The 18930-nt window shown below is 59.7% G+C and carries 18 protein-coding genes; 9 read left to right on the plus strand and 9 right to left on the minus strand.

The window, feature by feature from the left end; genetic code table 11:
* Positions 1-12: 12 nt before the first annotated feature.
* From BLV61_RS04365 to BLV61_RS04385, 5 genes are all read right to left on the minus strand, one after another.
* Positions 13-903 (minus strand): LysR substrate-binding domain-containing protein, encoded by an 891-nt coding sequence (locus tag BLV61_RS04365; protein ID WP_090462821.1) that lies wholly within the window; start codon positions 901-903, stop codon positions 13-15.
* A 60-nt stretch (positions 904-963) separates the two neighbouring features.
* Positions 964-2394: an amino acid permease gene (locus BLV61_RS04370; RefSeq protein ID WP_090462824.1), complete on the minus strand. Its 1431-nt coding sequence runs from the start codon at positions 2392-2394 to the stop codon at positions 964-966.
* A gap of 149 nt (positions 2395-2543) precedes the next feature.
* Positions 2544-3821: a cystathionine gamma-synthase family protein gene (locus BLV61_RS04375; RefSeq protein ID WP_090462827.1), complete on the minus strand. Its 1278-nt coding sequence runs from the start codon at positions 3819-3821 to the stop codon at positions 2544-2546.
* A 118-nt stretch (positions 3822-3939) separates the two neighbouring features.
* A complete protein-coding gene (locus BLV61_RS30725; RefSeq protein WP_139213598.1) occupies positions 3940-4110 on the minus strand; it encodes a DUF488 family protein, N3 subclade in 171 nt (56 codons plus the stop codon).
* 6 nt (positions 4111-4116) lie between these two features.
* Positions 4117-4929 (minus strand): AraC family transcriptional regulator, encoded by an 813-nt coding sequence (locus BLV61_RS04385; protein ID WP_047530389.1) that lies wholly within the window; start codon positions 4927-4929, stop codon positions 4117-4119.
* A gap of 136 nt (positions 4930-5065) precedes the next feature.
* On the opposite strand from BLV61_RS04385, the gene BLV61_RS04390 reads away from it, so the two are divergent.
* The 3 genes from BLV61_RS04390 to BLV61_RS04400 all read left to right on the plus strand — a co-directional run bounded on the left by BLV61_RS04390 (position 5066) and on the right by BLV61_RS04400 (position 8496).
* Entirely contained in the window at positions 5066-5584 is a 519-nt protein-coding gene (locus BLV61_RS04390; RefSeq protein WP_090462830.1) for a carboxymuconolactone decarboxylase family protein, read from the plus strand.
* Positions 5585-5610: 26 nt separating this feature from the next.
* Positions 5611-5862, plus strand: coding sequence for a glutaredoxin 3 (grxC, locus tag BLV61_RS04395; RefSeq protein WP_090462833.1), 252 nt, complete (start codon positions 5611-5613; stop codon positions 5860-5862).
* A gap of 246 nt (positions 5863-6108) precedes the next feature.
* Entirely contained in the window at positions 6109-8496 is a 2388-nt protein-coding gene (locus BLV61_RS04400) for a DUF3772 domain-containing protein (protein ID WP_090462836.1), read from the plus strand.
* Between the two features lie 30 nt (positions 8497-8526).
* Here the strand turns inward: BLV61_RS04400 and BLV61_RS04405 are convergent, their stop codons facing one another.
* Both BLV61_RS04405 and BLV61_RS04410 read right to left on the minus strand, forming a co-directional pair.
* Complete coding sequence (locus tag BLV61_RS04405; RefSeq protein ID WP_090462839.1) at positions 8527-10017, minus strand: aldehyde dehydrogenase family protein; 1491 nt, start codon at positions 10015-10017, stop codon at positions 8527-8529.
* Between the two features lie 59 nt (positions 10018-10076).
* A complete protein-coding gene (locus BLV61_RS04410) occupies positions 10077-10466 on the minus strand; it encodes a c-type cytochrome (RefSeq protein WP_090462842.1) in 390 nt (129 codons plus the stop codon).
* Positions 10467-10925: 459 nt separating this feature from the next.
* On the opposite strand from BLV61_RS04410, the gene BLV61_RS04415 reads away from it, so the two are divergent.
* The 6 genes from BLV61_RS04415 to BLV61_RS04440 all read left to right on the plus strand — a co-directional run bounded on the left by BLV61_RS04415 (position 10926) and on the right by BLV61_RS04440 (position 16259).
* On the plus strand, positions 10926-12074 hold the full coding sequence (locus BLV61_RS04415) for an amine dehydrogenase large subunit (protein ID WP_090462845.1): 1149 nt from the start codon (positions 10926-10928) through the stop codon (positions 12072-12074).
* Between the two features lie 11 nt (positions 12075-12085).
* Positions 12086-12625: a MauE/DoxX family redox-associated membrane protein gene (locus BLV61_RS04420; RefSeq protein ID WP_090462848.1), complete on the plus strand. Its 540-nt coding sequence runs from the start codon at positions 12086-12088 to the stop codon at positions 12623-12625.
* 4 nt (positions 12626-12629) lie between these two features.
* On the plus strand, positions 12630-13256 hold the full coding sequence (gene mauD, locus BLV61_RS04425) for a methylamine dehydrogenase accessory protein MauD (RefSeq protein ID WP_090462851.1): 627 nt from the start codon (positions 12630-12632) through the stop codon (positions 13254-13256).
* An 18-nt stretch (positions 13257-13274) separates the two neighbouring features.
* Positions 13275-13796, plus strand: coding sequence for a methylamine dehydrogenase light chain (locus tag BLV61_RS04430; RefSeq protein WP_027620621.1), 522 nt, complete (start codon positions 13275-13277; stop codon positions 13794-13796).
* 84 nt (positions 13797-13880) lie between these two features.
* Positions 13881-14402 carry a hypothetical protein gene (locus BLV61_RS04435; protein ID WP_047530410.1) on the plus strand — a complete coding sequence of 174 codons (522 nt, stop codon included), beginning with the start codon at positions 13881-13883 and terminating at the stop codon, positions 14400-14402.
* 432 nt (positions 14403-14834) lie between these two features.
* Entirely contained in the window at positions 14835-16259 is a 1425-nt protein-coding gene (locus BLV61_RS04440) for an undecaprenyl-phosphate glucose phosphotransferase (protein ID WP_047530412.1), read from the plus strand.
* Positions 16260-16341: 82 nt separating this feature from the next.
* Here BLV61_RS04440 and BLV61_RS04445 read toward each other — a convergent pair whose 3' ends face one another.
* Complete coding sequence (locus tag BLV61_RS04445; RefSeq protein WP_047530414.1) at positions 16342-17469, minus strand: glycosyltransferase 61 family protein; 1128 nt, start codon at positions 17467-17469, stop codon at positions 16342-16344.
* A 78-nt stretch (positions 17470-17547) separates the two neighbouring features.
* Positions 17548-18690: a hypothetical protein gene (locus BLV61_RS04450; RefSeq protein ID WP_047530415.1), complete on the minus strand. Its 1143-nt coding sequence runs from the start codon at positions 18688-18690 to the stop codon at positions 17548-17550.
* Between the last annotated feature and the right edge of the window lie 240 nt (positions 18691-18930).

An 18930-nucleotide genomic window follows, 5' to 3' on the forward strand; every position in this document is an offset into this window, starting at 1 on the left:
GGCTCCGGCGATTTATTTGAAACGATGTGCCTGCTCGACCAGCCAGGTGGAAAATATCGCCGCGTCGGGGTGCTGCTCGGCCCCGGAATCGCGTACGAGGTAAAAAGACTCGCTGGCGTCGATACGCTGGGTAAAGGGCTCGACCAATCGCCCATCCCGAAGCATGTCATCGACCATCGAGGACCGCGCCAGGGCAATCCCCTGCCCTAGCTCGGCCATGCGCAAGGTGGAAATCAACGTGTCGAATTGCATGCCGGTCGAGAAGTCGACGCTGTGCGCGCCGACCATGTTCAACCAGTACCCCCACCCCTCTTCGTAACCCAGCACATGCAACAGTGGATGGTTCGATACGTCCGCAGGGACGGTCAGCGGTGACTTCGCCATCAGGCCCGCCGAACACACCGGGAACAGCGTGTCCCAGGTCAGTCGCTGCGACACCAGCCCGGGCCATTGACCGTGGCCCCAGCGAATCTCCATGTCGTCCTCGCCATCCAGCTCCTTGACCCAGATATTGCTGATGTAGCGGATGTCCACATGGGGATGAGCCTGGCTGAACGCCTGCAGCTTGGGCGCCAGCCAGTGCACGAAAAACGCCAGGCTGCCGCGCACCTTGATCGGCCGACGTTTGTGTTGACCAAAAATTTCGTTGGTCCCCACGGCCAGTCGCGTGATCGCGTCCTGCACCACCGGCAGATAAGCCTGGCCTTCCTCCGACAGTCCCAGGCCACGGGGCAGGCGCTTGAAGAGTGCAACCCCAAGGTGGCTTTCCAGTTGACGGATCTGCTGACTGACGGCGCCCTGGGTCAAAAACAGTTCTTCGGCGGCGTGGGTAAAGTTCAAACAGCGGGCAGACACCTCGAATGCCCGCAGCCAGTTCAGTGGGGGTAGCGTCTTTTGCTTCATGGCTTGAACCTCTTGGACGCCCCCTCCACCGAGCACGCTTGCCCATCCCGCCGGCGCTGGCTAGAACGCATCGGACGGTTGTGCCAAGGGGGCAACCGACAAGCGTCGCTCGCGGCTTTTGCGGGTAATGTAATACACGAAGTAGCACCAGGCGATGAAGGGCAAACCGAAGTACAACGCCACCCGTTGCTCAGGATCGAAAGCAATCCCGACACACGCCAGGCTGCAGCAGACCAGCGCGCCCAACGGCACCCATGGATAACCCCGGACGCGGAATTTCAGGTCGCGGATATCACCGCCATTGGCCACATAGTGACGGCGGAAAGCAATCTGGCTCGCCGCGATACTCATCCACACCACCACGACCGCCAACCCGGAGATCGACACCAGCGCCAGATAGATGGTATCGGCCGCAAACACGCTACTGAGCAACGAAGCAGCCCCACCCGCCATGCTGACGATAATCGCGTTGAGCGGCGTGCCCATGCGGGTCAGGGCCGAGAACTGCTTGGGCAGGTGCCCCTGGTCACTCAGCGTCCAGAGCATCCGCGACGCGGCGTACAACCCGGAGTTGGCGGCCGACAGCAAGGCACTGATGATCACGAAGTTCATGATGTCGGCCGAGTACGGAATCCCGATGTAGGTGAACACCGTCACGAAGGGACTCTCTACCAGACCGGCCTGTTCACGGGGCAACAGGGTCGCCAGAACGAAAATGGTCCCCACGAAAAAGATCGCCAGGCGCAGCACGGTCGTGCGAATGGCACGCGGCACGTTGCGCTGTGGATCTTTGGTTTCCCCAGCGGCAATACCGATCAATTCAGTGCCGGAGAAAGCAAAGGAGACGGCCAGTAACGTCATTGCAATCGGCATGAACCCGGTAGGGAAAAGTCCTTCACGGGTGAAGTTACTCAAGCCGATACTGTGGCTTTGCTCGATGTTCAGCAGACCGAGAATCGCACCGCCGCCAATCATCAAGAACACGATCACGGTCACCACTTTAACCAGCGACAACCAGAACTCGGTCTCGGCAAACAGGCGTACCGAAATCACATTGGTCAGAAACACCATAACTGCAAATAACGCGCTCCAGATCCATACAGGCGTTTCCGGGAACCAGCGCACCATCAAAATGCCGGCGGCGGTGAATTCAGAACCGATGGCCACCGTCCAGGTCAGCCAATACAACCAGGCCACCGTATACCCGGTACCCGGCCCGAGAAACCGGGTGGCGTACGTACTGAATGAACCGGTTTCCGGCATCTGCACCGCCAACTCGCCCAGGCACATCATCACCATGTAAACCATGAGTGCACCGATGATGTAAGCGATCACCGCGCCCAGGGGACCGGCCTGGTTGACCGTATACCCGGACGTGAGAAACAGCCCGGTCCCAATGACGCCGCCTAATGCCAGCATGACAATATGGCGCGTCTGCATTTCCTGTTTAAAACCCGAGCGCGTATCAAGTTGTTGTTTTTTTATGGACATGGTTGTTCTCATGAAAGTTATTAGGGCACGAATTAACATCTGCTACGAATAACAGGGCAGAGTAAAAAAGTTGCCACTAGGTTTTATTATTATTCCACTTCATGAACTCCCCACTGACATCCTTGCAGTGAGGCATTAACGTTAAATCTTCAACCGGTTATCCCTGCACACGTTTCATTGATTGAAAGTTGTGTGTTTTCCTGTACCGCTGAGTGGCCCGAACTGCTGACAAAGGCAAAAGCCTGTTTCAGGTCGTCGAGCAGGTCGTCGGTGTCTTCGATGCCGACGGAGATCCGCACCAATCCTTCGGAGATACCCAGGGCCAGTCGCTCCTCCAGCGTGTTCTCGACATGACTGGTGGTACGGGCCGGGCCATAGATGGTTTCCACCGCACCGAGATTGCCTGCGCAGTGAGCGAAACGCAGGCGTGGCAAGAGCACCTTGACCGTGTCCATACCGCCCATCACGACAAAGCTGACGATTGCACCAAAGCCGGACATTTGCGCGCACGCCACCGCGTGATTCGGGTGGCCGGGCAAGCCGGGATAATTGACCGACTCCACCAACGGTTCGGTGCACAGGTACTCCGCCAGGGCCCGGGCACTGCGTTGCTGCTGACGCATGCGCAGCACCAGGGTTTTCATGCCGCGAATGATCATGTAGGCGGAGAACGGGTCGAGTGTTGCACCGTTGATTTCCCGGTAGTGACGCACCTTGGCCATCAGCCCTTCGCTGCCGCACACCAGGCCACCGAGCACGTCGCCGTGCCCGCTGAGAAACTTGGTCGCACTGTGAATGACCACGTCCACACCCAGCGCCAGCGGGTTCTGGTTCAACGGCGTGGCGAACGTGTTATCCGCCACCACAATGGCACCGACACGTTTGGCAGCGGCCACCAGACGCTGGATATCCACTATTTTGAGGGTCGGATTGGTGGGTGTTTCCAGATACACCAGTTGGCAACCCTTGGCGATTTCGCGTTCGATTTCTTCGTGATCGAACGTCTCGCACAACGTCACCTCCACACCGGTACGCGGCAGGAACTCTTCGAAAATCTTGTTGGTGCCGCCATAGCTGTCCTTGGTCGACACGACCCGATCGCCATGGGCCAGGAAGGTGTAGAGCACACTGCTGATCGCCGCCATTCCGCTACTGAACGCCACGGCAGACTCGGCCATTTCCAACTCGCGAATTTTTGCCTCGAGGGTCTCGACCGTCGGGTTGCCCATGCGGCTGTAAATGAAGCCCGGTGCCTTGCCCAAAGCGACGTCGTACCAGACGTCGATGTCGTCGTAACCATATGCAGCACTGACGACGATCGGGGTTTGCGTGGCATTGTAAGGATGCCTGACTTGCTCGCCGCCCCACACTGCGCGGGTCCCCGAACCCGCATTTACCAACGCCGCGCTGCCTGGTTTTTTATTCATAAAGACTACTCGCACTGAGGGCGGCGAATGTTGAGTCACTCACCGGATCTGGCGGCCAATATATTGAAAAGCCGCGCCCCCGAGAAACGATGTTATCGGTGCCTAAGGGCTGCTTTTTTTAATGGCTGTCCGGCGTGGGGGGCAGATCAATCGCGGGGGCAAGGTCGGGCAGCCAGGCGTGCAACGAAGCCGTGGCCTTGGGCCAATTGCAAGGCCATAGCCGATCGACCAGGACACGTCGTCCATCTTCGGCAGCGACAGGCTCGTCGACAGGCTTGCACTGGATCATCAGCGTTTACCCCCTCCATTCCCGCGGGCTCACCCCGGTCTTGCGCCGAAACGCCCGAGCCAAAGCCGAGGGGCTTTCGTAACCAACCTCTTCGGCGATCAGGGCAATGGGCTTGCCCTCGCGCAAGCGTTTCTGCGCCAGGCTGATGCGCCAACTCACCAGATAATCCACCGGCGTCTGCCCGACCACCCGCCGGAAATGCTCGGCGAAGCTGGCCCGCGACATGTTGGCCGCCACCGACAGTTCCGCCACGCTCCAGGCCTTGCCGGGAGCCTCGTGCATAAGGTTCAGGGGGCGTGCCAGACGCGAATCGGCGAGACCGGCCATCATGCCCGGCGGTTGATTGCGGCTGCTCAGAATGTGCCGCAGCAACAGAATCACCAGCAGCTCGAACAAGCGGTCCATGACTGCTTCACGCCCGCAGGTGCCGTCAAAAGCCTCGTTGAACAGCCATTCCAGGGTGCTGGCCAGGGTCGGGATTTCATCGAGTTTCAGCACCATGTAATCGGGCAACGCGCCGGCGAGGGCATTGCCCGAGCCGCCATCGAAGTTCAGCGAGGCACAGACCAACTGCGTGGCCGATGCTTGCGTGGCGGACAAGCGGTGACGGTACGGCCGGGGGAAAAAGATCAGCGTCGGCTCGGTGATCTTCAGCGCTCGCTCATCGGCCAGTTTCAGCACGACCTCCCCGGCCTGCAGCAAATGCAGATGACCGCACGTCTGGCTGCCATCGAAAGCCGAGGTGCCGCAAAACGTGCCGCTGTGAAAGGTGCCGGCATTGACGCCGAAATGCGTGAGCAACGTGGACAAGCGATCCATGAGGGGGGGCTCCCGAAGGCAGTTCTGGACGATCTGTTGCATATCGTCGACGATTTGCACCCAATAGACCAGCCCAGGCCTTTAGCATGAACTCCGTACCCAGCGCCTGTCGCGCTTGAATCCTCGGAGAATCATCATGACCCGCATTATCCCTGTCAGCCTCGAAAACGCCGCCGACGCCGCCCGCCCTCTGCTGGAAGGCGTGCAAAAGAAAATCGGCTTCCTGCCCAACGTGTTCAAAGTCCTGGCCCACGCCCCTGCCGTGCTCACCTCCTACGTGCAGAACTCGGCGGCATTGGGCAAGACGTCCCTGAGCGCAACGCAAAAGGAAGCCATCTTCCTTGCCACGTCACAGGTCAACGGTTGCGACTACTGCCTGGCGGCCCACACGCTGTTTGCCGGCAAGGCCGGTCTGTCCAGCCAGGACATCCTGAGCGCCCGTGACGGCAAGCTCGACGCCTATGCCCTGCTGGCACAGCAAATCACTGAAACTCGTGGACACCTGAGCAGCGAGCAGATTGCAGCGGCACGCGCCGCCGGTCTCGACGACGGCAAGATCATCGAAGTGATTGCCCATGTGGCATCGCAGACGCTGACCAACTACCTGAACAACGTCGCGCTGACCGATATCGACTTCCCGGCCATCGATGCCTGAGCCACGCCAATAGCGGAGAACCGAGCATGAACACTGTGACCCTGTACACCACCGACACCTGCCCTTACTGCCGCAGTGCCAAGTCACTGCTGATCAGCAAAGGCATCACCCTGCAGGAAATCAACATTCAGGCCCAGCCGGGCAAACTCGAAGAAATGCTCAGCCGCAGTGGCCGGCGCAGCGTGCCGCAGATTTTCATCGGCGACACGCATATCGGCGGCTTCGACGACCTGGCCAAACTGGATCGCCAGGGCGGCTTGATGTCGATGCTGGCCTGAGCCTGAACGGTCCAGGCCCAACACCAATCTGTGGCGAGGGCGCTTGCCGGAACGCCGCACCGTCCCGTTGGGCTGCGCAGCGGCCCCCAAAATGGGGACTGCGATACAGTCCAGCGGGCGCAAGCTCCCTCACCACACAAGCGCGATACCGGCATCGCCCGGCACATCCGACCAAACAACGCTCTAACGTGCGCGTCATGACCTAACCTCATAGGCTAAATGGCTCACCACCCATCGAGCACGCCTATGCGCAATGCCTTGAAGTCCGTGATATTCATCGTTTTCGTGCTATTGGCGTCGAGCGGCGCGATGCTGTCGGCGGCGCCCATGCTCGATGTCCCGGGCGCCGGCGCGAGCAGCGCTGTCGCCAAGGTGTCCGACAGCGATCTGGAGGCGCTGCAAGGCCAACTCAACAGCCTCAAACAACAGGTCTCTCAGGTCAGCAATTACAACCAACTGGAGCCCCCGCAGGATTTGGTTCAGTCGCTGATCAAGGAGGCTGATCGCCTGTCGGCACTGTTGTTGCCCGAACAAGCGCAATTACAGTCCCAACTGGGGGTGCTGAGCCCTGCTCCGCTGGCTGAGGCCACGCTGGAGGAGTCCGATATCGCCAGCCAAAGGGCTGCGCTCACCGAACAAAAAAACAAGGTCGATTCCAAACTGAAAACCCTGGCGGCGATCAAAGCCAGCGCCGCCGAATTGCTCACCCAGATTGCTGCCATCCGACGCAGCCTGCTGGAAACCGAAGTGACCCAACGCACCCGGAGCATCCTCAATCCCTGGTTTTGGGTCCCGCTATTCGATCCACCTGCCGACGACCGGCAACGGCTGGTCGAGTTCATGCAGCAGGCGGGCGACACGCTGCATTCGGTCTGGCAACCGGGCAAGCGCCTCTTGACCAGCGTGCTCGTGATATTCGCCGTGGTCCTGTGGGGCCTGGGCCGTCGGCTCGCCGAACGCGGACTGACCTGGTTGTGCATTCACCGGATGCCCGAAGGACGCCTGCGCCGCAGCGCCCTCGCGCTAGCGTCGGTCGTCGCCACGGTGCTGACCGCCGGTATCGCCCTGCGTGTCCTGTTTTTTGCCCTCACCCGCGAACTGCCGTTGACACCGCAACTGGCAGGGTTTTCCGAAGAATTCGAAAAAATCGTCTACACCTGCGTGATGATCACCGGTTTGAGCCGTGCGCTGTTGTCCACCCAACATCCGTCATGGCGACTGCCGGCCATTGCCGACGAGGTGGCACTGGCAATCAAACCCTATCCCCGGCGATTGGCTGCCGTCTTGCTGGTGGCGGTGTCAGTGGCCCAGTTGACCAATGCCACCGGCATGAGCTCCGAGGTCGTGATCACGGTCCGTGGGTTGGTCGCACTTATCATTTCAACCTTGATCGGTTCGATTCTGTTGCGGGTCAACAGAACCCGGCGGGCCATGGTGGTGGCCGGCGATGCGCCTGAGGCGGGCCGTACACTGGCTGGCGTGGTGTATGCCTTCGCCAGCATCGCGACCGTGGCCTCGCTGTTCTCCCTGCTCATTGGCTATGTGTCGCTGTCGCGCTTCATCACTTACGAACTGGTCTGGTTGTTCATCATTTTTGCCGGTTTCTATTTGCTGATACAGCTGCTCAAGGACAGCTGTGAGTACCTGTTTTCACCTCGGCAACCCACTGGCAAAACGCTCAAGCAGTTGCTCGGTATTGGCGATACGCGCCTGGAGCAGATCTCGGTCATTTTGTCTGGCGTCGGTCGTGCCGCCCTGTTGCTGATCGCTTTCATCTCGCTGCTGGTGGGTGGCGTGGGCTCGACCCTCGGCCAACTGGCAAACAACACCCTGGCGATGCTTGGCGGTGACGGCCTGCGCAAACTGAACATTGTCCCGGCCAATCTGCTGCACGGCCTGCTGGCGCTGCTGATCGGCATCTATCTGGTGCGGACCCTGAGCCGCTGGCTGGACAACGAGTTGCTGCCGAAAACGGAAATGGACCCGGGCATGTGCGCCTCGCTCAGCACATTGTTTTCCAACATCGGCTATGCCTTGGTGATCCTGCTCATGCTGTCGTCGCTGGGGGTCAAGTGGACCAACCTGGCCTGGATCGTCAGTGCCTTGTCGGTGGGGATCGGCTTCGGTCTTCAAGAGATCGTCAAGAACTTCGTCTCCGGCCTGATTCTGCTCACCGAACGCCCGGTGAAGGTCGGCGACCTGATCAGCATCAGCGGGGTTGAAGGCGATATCCGTCGGATCAATGTGCGGGCCACCGAGATACAACTGGCTGACCGCTCGATTGTCATCGTGCCGAACTCGCAGCTGATTTCGCAGAACCTGCGCAACGTCACCCTCGGCGGCAGCGCCCAAGGCGTGGCGACACTTGAACTGACCTTCCCGCTGGACATCGACCCGGAGCAGGTGCGCAACCTGCTGTACGACACCTTCTGCGAGCACGAATCCATTCTGGAAAAACCGGCGCCGTTCGTACGCTTCAGCCAACTGAAACCCGAAGGCATTACGCTGACGATCACCGGTTACGTCGCCAGCCCACGCGCGGTCGGCTCGATCAAGAGCGAACTGCTGTTTGAGATACTCAAGCGACTGGGCGCCGCCGGGATCGAACTGGCGAAACCGCCACCGGCGGCGTGATCCCCGATCACGCCGCCGGCGACCCTTGCATCAATGCGCAATACACACAGATTTAAGCTCGGTAAAAGCCTCGATCACCGCACGACCAAACTCACGGCCCATGCCCGATTGCTTGACCCCGCCGAACGGCATCGCCGGGTCGAGCAGCACGTGGGCGTTGACCCAGACCGTACCGGCTTCGATGCGCGGCACCAGGTTCATGGCTTTGCTCAGGTCGTTGGTCCACAGGCTGGCGGCCAGGCCATAGCGGTTGTCGTTGGCCAGTTCGATCACGGCCTCTTCATCGTCGAACGGCATCACGCCCAGCACCGGGCCGAACACTTCTTCCCGGGCCACGGCCATGCTGTGGTCGATGTCGGCGAGGATCGTCGGCTGGACGTAGAAGCCGTCGCCTTCCACCAATTCGCCACCCGAGACCACACGTGCGCCTTCCTGACGGGCCAGTTCAATGTGCTTGAGCACGCTCTGTTGTTGCTTGCGCGACACCAGCGGGTTGATCGCTGCGTCGCCGTTCATGCCCGCGCCAATCGGCATGGCCGAAACCGCCGCCGCCAGGGCTTCGACGAATCGGTCGTGGATCGAGCGATGTACGTAGAAACGCGAAGCCGCGGCACACACCTGGCCGTTGTTCAGCAGGCCACCGAGGATCGCCCCTTGCACGGCTTTTTCAACGTCGGCATCGGCGAGCACGATCATCGGGTTCTTGCCGCCCAGTTCCAGGGAGAAACGCGTCATGTTGGCCATGCACGCCACCCCGACGCTTTTGCCAACGGCGGTAGAACCGGTAAACGAGACCTTGCTCACCAGCGGATGCTGGGTCAGCACGCCACCGACCGAGGCGCCGCCACCGGTCACGACGTTGAACACGCCTGCCGGAATGCCGGCCTCGAGCGCGAGCTCCGCCAGACGCATGGCGGTCAGCGGGGTTTCCATGGCCGGCTTGATGATCACCGTGCAACCGGTAGCCAGCGCCGGCATCAGTTTCCAGGCGGCGATCAGCAGCGGGAAGTTCCACGGCACGATACCGACCACCACACCCACCGGCTCACGCTTGGTGAAGGCGGTGAACTTGGCACCCGGTGGCAACGGGATCGACACGTCGAAGGTTTGCCCTTCGATCTTGGTCGCCCAGCCGGACATGTAGCGCATGAATTCCACAGTGGCGTTCAGGTCCAGGGCGCGGGCCATGTTGATCGACTTGCCCTGGCTCAGGGTTTCCAGTTGCGCCAGCTCTTCGGCGTGCTCTTCCACCAGGCGGGTGAAGTTGAGCAGGATGCGCTCGCGATCCGCCGGACGCAGTGCCGACCAGACCCCGGACTTGAATGCCTTGTGCGACGACTGCACGGCACGCTCGACGATTTCGGGCGGTGCATCGAGGGTTTCGCACAGGGTCTGCCCGGTGGCCGGGTTGACCACGGCGATGCTGTCGCCCTCGGCAAACACCCATTGACCGTCAATGAAGCAGCCGTGGCGGCGTTCGATAAATGCAGCCACCTGCGGCAGGATTTCAACGTTGCTCATAATTCACCTTTGGATAAATCGTTCGGTGTGAAGGTTGGAACAGCCAGGAAACCGGCCGCTTAGTGTTGTTCTTTGAGGAAGCACACGACCGCCTGGCGATCGTCCGCCGACGCCAGGCCCATGTAAGGCATGTAGGTGCCAGGCACATAGGCCTGAGGCTGGGTAATCAGTTGCGCGATGTTCTCGGCTTGCCAATCGATGTTTTTGTTGCGCATGGCTTGCGAGTAGCTGAAGCCCTCCAGGGAGCCGGACTTGCGCCCGACCACACCCGCCAGGTTCGGCCCCATCATGCCGGTCGCGCCTTTGGTCACCGAATGGCAAACCCCGCATTCATTGGCAAACACCTCAGCGCCGTGGCGTTGATCGGGGGCGCAATCGGCCGCCAGCGCCGCCTGGGCCAGGGCCAACGACAACAATCCGAAAAGAGGCAAACGCAGGGAGGTAAACATAGGAAACGACCTTGAAAATCCGCGCATTCGCCAGCAGGCGAACGCCAACTCTGAAAGTGCCGGGACAACGGTGCCCCGGCAGGTTGGCAAGGATTGTCGGTGGTCGTTGATTCGCAGGTTTTGCCCTGCGTGCCAGTCGTGTTGGCGGTTCTGCCAAACCGCTCGGATGCACGTTTGCCTTTCCCTGTAGGAGCGAGCCTGAACTGGCCTGATTATTCCGGGCACCTCTCAATGCCAACACGACCTTGGGGGCCGCTTCGCAGCCCAGCGGGACAAGCCCCCTCGCCACAGGGGATCGCATACCCCGGTTTTGTGGCGTGTCAGTGACACTGGCACAGATACACAAACACTTGGCAGGCAGGGCAATTCCCGGGGTTGCCGGGCGAGGCACTATTCAATCGTCAGAATCTGCCCACTCACCCGCGATCCGCGTTACCAACAATTCAGGAAGTTCCCCTTATGCGAACAAACAGGATCTCCGTACAGTCAGCGCTAGGCCTGAGCCTGCTTGTACTCGGTTTGAACAGTGCCCGTGCGGACCTGCCCGCCGACACGATCGGCCAGACCGTGTTGCCGTTCCCCGCCGAAGCACACCGGGCGTTCGTCGTCGATGTCGAGTTCGACAGCTTTGTCGCCGGCCGTGTCACCGTGGTCGACCCGGACCAGAAGCGCATACTGGGCATGGTGCCGACCGGTTTCGCCGCGCCTTCGGCCCTGAGCCATGACGGCAAGCTGATCTACAGCGCCGACATTTGGTACTCCCGTGGCACCCGGGGCACCCGCACCGATGTGCTGACCGCGTGGGACAGCTCGACCCTGTCGCCCGCCTGGGAGGTGCTGATTCCGAACAAGCGGGCCGAGTCGCTGACCCAGCGCTACGGCCTGAAGACCAGCGGCGATGACCGTTTTGTCTACGTCTACAACTTCACCCCGTCGACCTCGGTGACCGTGGTCGACACCCAGACCAAGGCCGTTGCCACGGAAATCGCGATTCCGGGTTGCGTGCTCAACTACCCGGTTGGCAAACGCCGTTTCGCCTCGCTGTGCGGCGACGGCAGCCTGCAGGTGGTGACCCTCAACGACCAGGGCCAGGAAACCGCGCGCAACCGCACGCCGTTCTTCGACCCCAACGCGGAAAAACTGGTGGAGCGTGCGGTCAACGTCGGCGACACCTATTACTTCACCACCACCACCGGCACTGTGCGCGCAGTGGATTTCTCCGGCGATACGCCGAAGATCCTGCCGAGCTGGTCGCTGGTCACCGAGGCCGAGAAGAAGGCCGGTTGGGCGCCGGGCGGCTGGCAGCTGATGGCGGTCGCGCCGAAGCTGAACCGTTTGTACGTGCTGATGCATGACGCGCACGAACCGATGAAGTGGGAAGACCCGAGCACCTTCATCTGGGCCTACGACCTCAAGACCCAGAAGAAGATCGCGACCCTGGAAGCACCGGCACCGGTGTGGAGCATGCAGGCCACCGGCGACGACAAGCCGCTGCTACTGGGCACCGACGTTGAAGGCGGCTTGCAGATTTTCGATCTCAAGACCAACCAGCACACCGGCAGCATGGCAAAAGTCGCAAAAACCGCGACTCAGGTCATGAGCTACTAAGAGGTTCGGCCATGCACTCAGATCCGATCTTCATCATTGCCAGCGCCATCGCCATCGCGGTGTTGCTGGCCAGTGCCGCGACCCACAAGGTACGAGCGCCCGCGCGCTTCGCCAGGCAGTTGGCCGACTACCAACTGCTGCCCGACTCGCTGGTGCGCCCGGTCGCCCGGTTGGTCCCGCTGCTGGAACTGGCCATCGCCTTCGCGCTGCTGGTGCCGGTCAGCCGTGGCTGGGCCGCGTTGAGCGCTGCCAGTCTGTTGGCACTGTATGCCGCAGCCATTGGCATCAACCTGTGGCGCGGCCGTCGCGACATCGACTGTGGCTGTGCCGGCCCGGACCAGGCGCAGCCGCTGCGCCCGGTCCTGCTGCTGCGCAACAGCGTGCTGGTGGTGCTGGCGCTGCTGGCCAGCGTCGCGCCGATTGCCCGCGACATGACGGTATTCGATGGCTTTGTAACGGTTGCCGCGGCAGCGGTCGCGTTGCTCATCTACGCCGCAGCCGATGGCTTGCTGGCGAACTCCCCTCTTCTGCTCAAATTGATTGGTAGGTGATCCAATGGAAGGCTTGATTGTTTCCAACGTTCTGCTCTGGGTTCTGCTGGTGGCCGTGGCGTTCGTCGTCATGGGCCTGGTCCGTCAGATTGGCGTGCTGCACGGCCGCCTGGCCCCGGCTGGCGCACTGATGGTCGACAAAGGCGTGGCCGTCAACGAAGCCGCGCCGCAAGTGACCGCCACCGACCGTAAAGGTCGCCCGGTGAACTTCGGCTACGCCGGTGAAAAATCGCAACTGCTGTTCTTCCTCTCGCCGACCTGCCCGATCTGCAAGTCACTGCTGCCGGCGATCAAATCCATTGCCAGGGAACAGGCTGATCGCCTCGACGTGGTGTTCATCAGCGATGGCGACATGGACGCCCAGCAAGCGCTGATCCGCGAACACAAACTCGAAGACGCCACCTACGTGGTCGGCCCGGAAGTCGGCATGACTTACCAGATCGGCAAGCTGCCGTACGCCGCGCTGATCGACAAGGCCGGCACCCTGCGCGCCAAGGGCCTGGTCAATTCCCGCGAGCACCTGGACAGCCTGTTCGAAGTGGAACACTTGAAGCACGCCACGCTGCAGCAGTACCTCAACGCTCAGCCTCACACCCACGATCACGACCACAGCCACGGCCATAGCCACTGATAAGGCAGGGAGACGTTTATGAAACTGCTGGATCTGTTGTTCGAGCGCTCGACTCGCCGTGTCGCCGACACCACCTCGCGCCGCAAATTGCTGTCGCGCATGGGCTCGCTGATGGTGGCCGGTGCCGCCCTGCCCCTGCTGCTGCCACTGGATCGCACCAGCAAGGCACTGGCCGCCACCGATCCGAAAGCCGGCGACCCCGGTGATCCGAACAGCTGCGACTACTGGCGCTACTGCTCCATCGACGGCTTTCTGTGCAGCTGCTGCGGTGGTTCGGTGACCTCCTGCCCACCGGGCACCGAAGCCTCGCAAGTGACCTGGATCGGCACCTGCCGCAACCCGGCCGACGGCAAGGACTACATCATTTCGTACAACGACTGCTGCGGTAAGCAAAGCTGTGCCCAGTGCGCCTGTACCCGTAACGACAGTGAAGAACCGGCCTACCGCCCGTTCAACAACAACGATGTGAACTGGTGCCTGGCCGCCAAATCGCACATCTACCACTGCACCGTTTCGATCATCCGCGGCGTGGCGGTTTAACACGCGCGTTACCGCCGGTTGCCTGGGCAATCGGCGGTTTTTTCACGATCGTGTTCCAGGCCAAAAAACAAGAGAGGCCCCTCAATGCGCAAGTTGCTACTCCTCGGTCTCGTCTGCACCCTGAGCGCCCCACTCGCTCATGCCCGCGCCATTCCCAACCCGGCGCAACGTCACGCACCGGGCAACGAAGAACAGCAAAAGCCCATCGCCGAGGCCGGTTACAGCGTTGGCGTCAATTACCAGTTGCAATGCGCCGGCTGCCACCTGGGCAACGGCATGGGATCGGCGGCCAACGACACGCCCCGGATGACGGGGTTTGTCGGCAACTTTCTGAAAGTCCCCGGTGGCCGCGAGTTTCTGGTGCGCGTGCCGGGCATGTCGCAGTCGGCGTTGAACAATGCGCAACTGGCGGACTTGCTCAACTGGTTGATGCGCAAAGACGGCCTGGCCGGCAAAAGCACACCGCAGGATTACCAGCCCTACAGCGCCGAAGAAGTGGCGGCACTGCGCGCCAAAACCATGCTCAACCTCCCCGGCACCCGTGCTGAATTGATCAAGCAAATGCGTGCGCAAGGCATCGCCATTGAAGACGGCATGAACGATTGACGGCGGATGTGAAGTCACCTCAGCTGCCAAATCGGGGGCCACGCCCCCTTCGCCTCCGCTCGGCATTCGACCCGCGCCCCCGGGTACCGAAGAGCCGCCTGTCTGCGCCTCCCCTCCCGTTACGAAGCCACCCGAACCGGCGGCACATGCCGTGCATGGCCATTGAGCAAGCGCGGTCCGTCGGCCAGCGGATTCCTTCACAAATGAGTGCTATAAAACTGCGACGATTCCGTGAAGGATTCCAGCGTACTGCTAAAGTGATACCACGCGTTGTCACATTCGGCCCCAGGTCAGCAATCGGGACAGAAGGTGGTATACCACGAGCGGGGGAAGCTTTTGGTGACGCGCACGCAAACGCTCTCGAACGAGGGCAGTTTTGATCTGAGTCGCGTTATCAGTGAGCGCGATGGGGGGCAGCAATGAGGTCTAAATATGATATTTGAGCCTAACACTAGCCGTTCCGTACTTCAGCGAAGAAGCAGCACCAGTATCGTTATTCAGGCCGGTCTCGATGGTCTCGCAGTGACCGGCGTCGCGTGGTATTTGATCAACTATCACATCGGCTTCGTCTCGCAGGCCTATGTCATCATGGTCCTGTTACTGCTTGGGGCGTTGGCCGTCGTCTACGACCATTATGCGATTTACCGAAGCAATGTCGGATTCGCCGTCAAAGCCTTCAAGTTGCTCAAGGCATGGACTGCCGTTTTTTGTTTTCTGGTTGCCATGGCCTTTCTAACTAAAACCGGCGAACAATATTCGCGCCTGTTGGTGGCCGAGTTGTTTGTGATTGGCTACTTCGCTCAGCTGCTTTTGCACCTTGCCACCCGCGAGTTACAGAAGAAGTTCCTGGCCCACCCCGCGCAACGGGACAACGCGCTCATCATCGGCACGGGCGAGCTGGCCAACTTCCTTCACCAGAAAATCAGTAACAACCCCTGGCTGGGTGAACGGGTGGTCGGCTCGGTCCTGATCGGGGGAAGCGATGATCAGGGAAAGGATGGATCAAAGAGTGCGCAACGCTTGACGATACTGGGTCATATTTCCGACCTTGATGAGCTGGTCGTGCAACACGCCATTCGCACCGTATATTTCGTGACGCCCCTGGATGGTTCGCACGTCATCAAGGACGTTTACTTAAAACTGTTCGATAAACACATTTCCGTGAACTGGGTGCCGGATATCTTTTCGCTGCGCTTGATCAATCACAGTGTGCGTGAAATTGCCGGGATTCCTGTGCTGACGTTGTCTGAAACACCGCTGATGGGGCTGCGGCTGTTTCTGAAGAATCTCGAAGATAAAGTCCTGGCGTTCCTTATCCTGTTATTTGCAGCGCCGGTGCTGTTGTTAGTTGCCATTGCCATCAAGCTCGACAGTCCGGGACCGGTGTTCTTTCGCCAGGAGCGCATGGGCTGGAGCGGCGATTCCTTTCGTATCTGGAAGTTCAGGAGCATGGTTGTCCATCAGCCGGATGAAGGCGTCGTCAAGCAAGCCGAAAAGAACGATCCACGCAAAACCAGAGTGGGCGCCTTTATTCGAAAAACCAGCCTGGATGAACTACCACAGTTGTTTAACGTGTTGATGGGCGAGATGTCGCTGGTGGGACCGCGACCGCACGCTATTGCACACGATGCGCAATACTCGCCCGACATCTCGGACTACTTTGCGCGCCACAACATCAAGCCGGGCATTACCGGTCTGGCTCAGGTGCGTGGCTTTCGGGGTGAGACGAAAGATATCGAGCAGATGATCCGGCGTGTGGATTCGGACATCGAATACATCAACAACTGGTCGCTTTGGCTCGACTTCACCATTCTCGCGCGCACTGTGCTGGCCTTCTCCGGCAAGCATGCCTATTAGCCGGAATTGAGGACTGGGGGGGCGATCTCGAGTTTCGGGGGGTGTTATTGATGGGCGTGGCCAGCGTCGCTGGCCTGCCTCATTAAGCGCTTGCCGGGAACAGGTCCAGGGTTCGCTCGACCTCATCGGCGTCGATACTGAAACCATTGCCCTCTTCGGTGCCCACCACAAATCCAAAGTTTTGCTGGTCGCGGTCCGTCAGGTATTTGAAAAAGCAGAGGAAACGATTAGGTGGCTGCAGCACCAGCAGTGAACCACCCGGCTGCAGTACGTTGACGCCATGGATCAGATGACTGCCCTCGATGCCCACGACGACTCTTGCCCCGGCGCAGGCCGCCACAATGGTCGGTACATCGGATTTCGCCGGATCGATGATGCGAAAACCCCTGCGGTCGCGCAGGCGTTCAGCCAGTTCCAGCTCATTGCGCAACAAGCGCAGCTCTCCCTTGTCACCGCGCAGAATGAACACCCCGGGGTGAGCGCTGGCGTTTACGTGGGACAGCAACTGGTCGCCCATCGCGCGAAAGCGCCGGTGCTTGTGGCGGTTCTGGCTGAGGTCGTCAAAGATCACCAGTTCACGGAAAAACGCATTGCGTAAACGAACCGGCGTCATCCCCAGCCAGTCTTCATAGCCGGGGGCGTGAAGTATGCCGTGCCTGGAAGTGGAAACGAGCTTGTCAGACGTCGCCGTGGTCACCGGCACGCCTTCTTCGCAGGCCATCGGATAGGTGATGCAGTCGTCCATCAACCATGAGCCAAACCATTTATTGCCGCCCGCCGTGCAATACAGCGCGCCGCGATCGATTTCATTTTCCACGCGAATCCTGGGCAACCATCCGGAGCGAGGCGACAGCCAGGATTTGGCATTGCCCTTATAGAGCGCACCGTCGATCAACCAGGCATCTTTGAGCAGGTAGCCACGCGTCGGGCCATGTTCAACCTCGCCGATCCCTTCCATGGTGCGGCGGGGATGTTCGAAGGGATAAAAAAGATCCCCTGCCCATCCCGTCACACGTTCGAGCTGGTTGGGAAGGAAAAACGCAGGCGGAGCGATCGCCATCTCGCGGGGGGCAATTTCCCATGTCTTCACGGCGACACTTTGCAGCATGAGCGACGGTTTTCGTGTCAGGCGCGTCTTCAACATGTGTTTATACGCAGCAAGACTCCACTTCGCCGGACCACCCTTTGCGACTGCATCTATATCCGACATATGAATTCAACTCTCATGTACTTATACCGAAATAGCGCTTATATCCAACACATAAAACTGCACTTACTTCGAATCCATTCAGGCGGATATAACGCATTCCATTCGGGGCGGCGACTTCAAATGACTGTAACGACCGCGCAAGGTGTCAAGAAGCGACGCTTGTGGCGGCCTGGCACAATGCAGATATATTTTGGACAGCCCACCAAAACCCATTTCACGATAGCGGTTTGCAATTTCTTCATCACTCGGCCCGTCAGGCAGTCCCAGATGAAGCGTCAACTCTTTGCCTTCGACTGCAAATAGCGGGGTTTCCCAAAGAAATGTCGGCGTGCCCACTTTAGGCAGTCGAACAAACATATAACCGTTGTTACCCAGCGTATTGACATCCCCGCCGCGCCTTCTTTTCCATTCAAGCAGTCCATCGTCCGGACGCGCCAGGCAAATGCCGATATCGTAATAGTCAAAACCGTTTTCAATCGCCCATTCGAGCGCCATGAAGGTGGTAATTGAATTGACTTCACGTAGTTTTTTGGCGTCGGAATACACCGTTTCCGGGTAACCAAACCGGATCGTGCTCCAGTAACGCTTGCCGCCCTTGGTGATGACACACCCCAGATGGCAAGCGACAACGTCGTTCTCCAGCAGCACCAGATCAAGCCGGCCGGCATTTTTTGCCACCCTGCGAACCTCGTGCGTGTCTATCTGCGCCGCGGCCGAACCATGCCTGGCCTTGGCATAGGGCTGAAGCATTTGCTGATCCGCACATTCAATCTCATCGTCGTTCAGCGCCTGTTTCATGCGATAGCGCAGGCGATTCTTGCGCAGGTTGCGACGCAGTTCGGTGTTGTACCGCGCGGTGATTTCGTCGAGTGACCTGCTCAGCGGCACAATGGCACTCAGGTACTGGGGCACGCGCAATGCGCCGGGAGTGGGTATTTCACTGACCAAAACCGTCGGGTTTGACGGGTCGGGTTTTAATTGGCTATCCGCGCTTGGCGCGTCCGTCCCCAAGAGCACTTTGGCGAATTCACGCTGGGTTTTCCTGCCGATATAGAGGACGTTGAAGGAACTCTCTTGCCGTAGTTTGAATTTGACAATTTCCCAGCGCCAAAAACATGCCCGACTTAGTATGTCCCGCAGCCACGACACGGTTCTCCTTAGCTCGAAGCGTAAAGAAGGAGATATGAGCTTGCGTATTTTTGACGCTATATATTCTTTCATTTGCTCACTGGCGCAGGTCGAGGGAAGGTCAAATTAGTTTGCAAGTAGCTAGATGAAGACTCGAAACGAGCGTTCGACCGCCAGCCCCCTTTCAGGAAATCAAGATATTCGAGGAGATTTTTCTGGCACAGCGTTAATGAAGACACAAAACCCAAATAGTCCGACAAGTCGAGAATACCCACAGGAGTAAAGATGCTACACCCGGGTTTTGCAAGGCAGTGAAGGCCTCGCCGCCGTGTT

This window comes from Pseudomonas mohnii (assembly GCF_900105115.1).
GTDB classification, from domain to species: Bacteria; Pseudomonadota; Gammaproteobacteria; order Pseudomonadales; family Pseudomonadaceae; genus Aquipseudomonas; species Aquipseudomonas mohnii.

What these genes read in the sequence shown, in the direction of transcription:
- BLV61_RS30725 (WP_139213598.1), bottom strand. Translation starts at nt 4,110, where the DNA reads ATGATCCAGTGCAAGCCTGTCGACGAGCCTGTCGCTGCCGAAGATGGA.
- BLV61_RS04415 (WP_090462845.1), top strand. Translation starts at nt 10,926, where the DNA reads ATGCGAACAAACAGGATCTCCGTACAGTCAGCGCTAGGCCTGAGCCTG.
- BLV61_RS04390 (WP_090462830.1), top strand. Translation starts at nt 5,066, where the DNA reads ATGACCCGCATTATCCCTGTCAGCCTCGAAAACGCCGCCGACGCCGCC.
- BLV61_RS04420 (WP_090462848.1), top strand. Translation starts at nt 12,086, where the DNA reads ATGCACTCAGATCCGATCTTCATCATTGCCAGCGCCATCGCCATCGCG.
- BLV61_RS04385 (WP_047530389.1), bottom strand. Translation starts at nt 4,929, where the DNA reads ATGGATCGCTTGTCCACGTTGCTCACGCATTTCGGCGTCAATGCCGGC.
- BLV61_RS04405 (WP_090462839.1), bottom strand. Translation starts at nt 10,017, where the DNA reads ATGAGCAACGTTGAAATCCTGCCGCAGGTGGCTGCATTTATCGAACGC.
- mauD (WP_090462851.1), top strand. Translation starts at nt 12,630, where the DNA reads ATGGAAGGCTTGATTGTTTCCAACGTTCTGCTCTGGGTTCTGCTGGTG.
- BLV61_RS04440 (WP_047530412.1), top strand. Translation starts at nt 14,835, where the DNA reads ATGATATTTGAGCCTAACACTAGCCGTTCCGTACTTCAGCGAAGAAGC.
- grxC (WP_090462833.1), top strand. Translation starts at nt 5,611, where the DNA reads ATGAACACTGTGACCCTGTACACCACCGACACCTGCCCTTACTGCCGC.
- BLV61_RS04445 (WP_047530414.1), bottom strand. Translation starts at nt 17,469, where the DNA reads ATGTCGGATATAGATGCAGTCGCAAAGGGTGGTCCGGCGAAGTGGAGT.
- BLV61_RS04430 (WP_027620621.1), top strand. Translation starts at nt 13,275, where the DNA reads ATGAAACTGCTGGATCTGTTGTTCGAGCGCTCGACTCGCCGTGTCGCC.
- BLV61_RS04365 (WP_090462821.1), bottom strand. Translation starts at nt 903, where the DNA reads ATGAAGCAAAAGACGCTACCCCCACTGAACTGGCTGCGGGCATTCGAG.
- BLV61_RS04450 (WP_047530415.1), bottom strand. Translation starts at nt 18,690, where the DNA reads ATGAAAGAATATATAGCGTCAAAAATACGCAAGCTCATATCTCCTTCT.
- BLV61_RS04370 (WP_090462824.1), bottom strand. Translation starts at nt 2,394, where the DNA reads ATGTCCATAAAAAAACAACAACTTGATACGCGCTCGGGTTTTAAACAG.
- BLV61_RS04400 (WP_090462836.1), top strand. Translation starts at nt 6,109, where the DNA reads ATGCGCAATGCCTTGAAGTCCGTGATATTCATCGTTTTCGTGCTATTG.
- BLV61_RS04410 (WP_090462842.1), bottom strand. Translation starts at nt 10,466, where the DNA reads ATGTTTACCTCCCTGCGTTTGCCTCTTTTCGGATTGTTGTCGTTGGCC.
- BLV61_RS04375 (WP_090462827.1), bottom strand. Translation starts at nt 3,821, where the DNA reads ATGAATAAAAAACCAGGCAGCGCGGCGTTGGTAAATGCGGGTTCGGGG.
- BLV61_RS04435 (WP_047530410.1), top strand. Translation starts at nt 13,881, where the DNA reads ATGCGCAAGTTGCTACTCCTCGGTCTCGTCTGCACCCTGAGCGCCCCA.